Raw genomic sequence first — 2,689 nt, 5'->3', positions numbered from 1 at the left:
GTCCCCGCCGGTACGCGTGCGCGGCACGGGCGTCTTCCCGTCGGTGCCCGTACGGCCGCGCGGCACGGGCGTCTTGCCCTCTGTGCCGGCCCGGCCGCGGGGCGCGGGCACCTCGGCCGTCGTGCCGTTCGCCCGGCTTCGTGCGCTCTCGCCCCTGGACGCCTCCTCGGCGGCCACGGACGCGTCGCCGTCGGGCCCGTTGGTGGCCTTGGCCAGCCGGGAGAGCCGGTCGGCCAGCAACGCCGCGGTGGGCCGCTTGCCGGGCTCCCGGTTGAGCGCCGCCCGCACCAGCGGCAGCAGCGCCACCGGCACGCCCTTGAGGTCGGCCTGCCCGTTCAGCACCGCGTACATCTGCGCCTCGGCCGTGCCGCGCCCGAACGTGGGCCGCCCGGTCGCCGCGAACGCCACCGTCGCGGCCCAGGCGTGCACGTCGGCGGGCGAGTCCACCTGCTCGTCGGCGAAGATCTCCGGCGCGGTGTAGCCGGGCGTGCCGAGGAACGTGCCCGTCATGGTGAGCCGGGTCGCGTCGAGCACCTGCGCGATGCCGAAGTCGATGAGGACCGGCCCCTCGGTGCCCATGATGATGTTGCCCGGCTTCAGGTCGCGGTGCACGACCCCGGCCGCGTGGATGATGGCCAGCGCCGCGGCGATGCCCTGCGCCATGTGCACGAGCTGGCCCAGGTCGAGCGGCCCGCTCTGGCGTACGCGCTCCAGCAGCGTGACGCCCTCGATGTGCTCCATGACCAGGTAGGGCCGGGCACAGCTCAGGTCGGCGTCGAGCACCTTGGCCACGTAGGGGCTCTCGACCCTGCGCAGCGCGCGCACCTCGCGCTCCAGCCTGACCCGGGACATCTCGTCCTCGGCCAGGTCGTGGAGGACCTTGAGTGCGACCTGCTCGCCACGGCGGGTGGTGGCGAGGTAGACCTCGCCCATGCCGCCTCGGCCGAGCCGCTCGACCAGGCTGTACGGCCCGACCTTGCCGAGCTTGCTCACCGTCCCTCCCCGCCCGGCGCGCCCATAAGGGACACAACCCTAGCGCTGGGACGACAGTTGACGCCCGCGGCGCGCCGGAGCCGTTGAACCTTTATCGGGGTGAACGGTCGGAGAGCATGCTGTCGAGCTCGGCCGTGGGTTCCTCGGCCAGGGGCTTGCGGCCCTTCCTGCGCCAGTTGACGTGACCGCGGCTCTCCAGCCAGAGCAGCAGACGGTCGGCGCCGAACAGCACCGCGGCCGAGAAGACAAGGGCGACGACAATTTCCATGACACCCAGTCAACCGAGGCCGCGGGCCGCCGGTCAGCCCGACACGCCGACTAACCGCAAGCCGGTCCGGGCACCACAGTGCCTTCTGACGTGCGCAGATGCCCTTCTCCCGTGTAGATCCACTTGGTGGAGGTCAGCTCCGGCAGGCCCATCGGGCCACGCGCGTGCAGCTTCTGCGTGGAGATGCCGATCTCCGCGCCGAACCCGAACTCGCCGCCGTCGGTGAACCTGGTCGAGGCGTTCACCGCCACGGCCGCGGAGTCCACGAGCGAGACGAAGCGGCGGGCGGCCGGCTGCGACCGGGTGACGATCGCGTCGGTGTGCCCGGAGCCGTAGCGCCGGATGTGGGCCACGGCCTCCTCAAGCGAGCCGACGACGGCGGCGGCGATGTCGAGCGACAGGTATTCGGTGGCGAAGTCGTCGTCGGTGACCGGCACGACCTCGCCGTAACCGGCGATGCGCTCATCGCCGTGGACGGTCACCCCCGCCTCGGCCAGCGCCCGCAGCGCCCTCGGCACGAACGCGTCGGCGACCTCCTCGTGGACGAGGAACGTCTCGGCCGCGTTGCACACCGACGGCCGCTGCGCCTTGGAGTTGACCAGGATCTGCACGGCCAGGTCGAGATCGGCCTCCGCGTCGACGTAGACGTGGCAGTTGCCGACGCCGGTCTCGATCACCGGGACCGTGGACTCCTCGACCACCGAGTTGATCAGCGCCGCCCCGCCGCGCGGGATCAGCACGTCGACCAGCCCGCGGGCGCGCATCAGCTCCTTGACCGACTCCCGCGTCGTACCGGGCACCAGCTGCACCGCCCCGGCGGGCACCTGCGTGCCCGCGAGCGCGTCCTGCATGATCCGCACCAGCGCCGTGTTGGAGGAGTAGGCGCTCGACGAGCCTCTGAGCAGCACCGCGTTGCCGCTCTTGAGGCAGAGCGCGGCGGCGTCGACCGTGACGTTGGGACGCCCCTCGTAGATGATGCCGATCACGCCCAGCGGCACCCTGAGCTGCCGCAGCTCCAGCCCGTTGGGCAGCGTGCTGCCCCGGACGACCTCGCCGACCGGGTCGGGCAGGTCGGCCACCTCCCGCACGGCCTCGGCGATGGCCTCGATCCTGGCCTCGTCGAGCCGCAACCGGTCGATCATCGCCTCGGACGTGCCCTGGGCCCGCGCCCGCTCGACGTCTTCGGCGTTGGCCTCGACGATCTCGGCCGCGTGCGCGACCAGGGCGTCGGCGATCACCCGCAACGCCCGGTCCTTGGGCGCCCGCGGCAGCGGGGCCAGCTCGGCGGCGGCCTCTCGTGCCGCGCGGGCGACCTTCAGGAACTCCTCGGACATCGCGTGCTCCTCACTGGTGACGGGCTTCCAGTATGACGATGTCGTCGCGGTGGATCAGCTCGCGTTCATATTCCGGACCGAGATATCGGAACAT

3 protein-coding genes are annotated in these 2,689 nt (G+C 72.2%); all 3 read right to left on the bottom strand.

The window, feature by feature from the left end; genetic code table 11:
* The coding region (locus ACWCSD_RS51190) for a serine/threonine-protein kinase (protein ID WP_449926921.1) at nucleotides 1-993 on the bottom strand (993 nt) is incomplete at its 3' end.
* A gap of 91 nt (nucleotides 994-1,084) precedes the next feature.
* Complete coding sequence (locus tag ACWCSD_RS51185) at nucleotides 1,085-1,261, bottom strand: hypothetical protein (protein WP_352325645.1); 177 nt, start codon at nucleotides 1,259-1,261, stop codon at nucleotides 1,085-1,087.
* Nucleotides 1,262-1,311: 50 nt separating this feature from the next.
* The gene (locus ACWCSD_RS51180) at nucleotides 1,312-2,595 is read right to left on the bottom strand and encodes a glutamate-5-semialdehyde dehydrogenase (RefSeq protein WP_397163105.1); all 1,284 of its coding nucleotides are present in this window, start codon (nucleotides 2,593-2,595) and stop codon (nucleotides 1,312-1,314) included.
* Nucleotides 2,596-2,689 lie beyond the last annotated feature (94 nt).

It is taken from the genome of Nonomuraea sp. NPDC001684, from assembly GCF_053596515.1.
The sequence above is the reverse complement of the archived record's forward strand: the minus strand, read 5'-3'. Positions and strand labels throughout refer to the sequence as shown.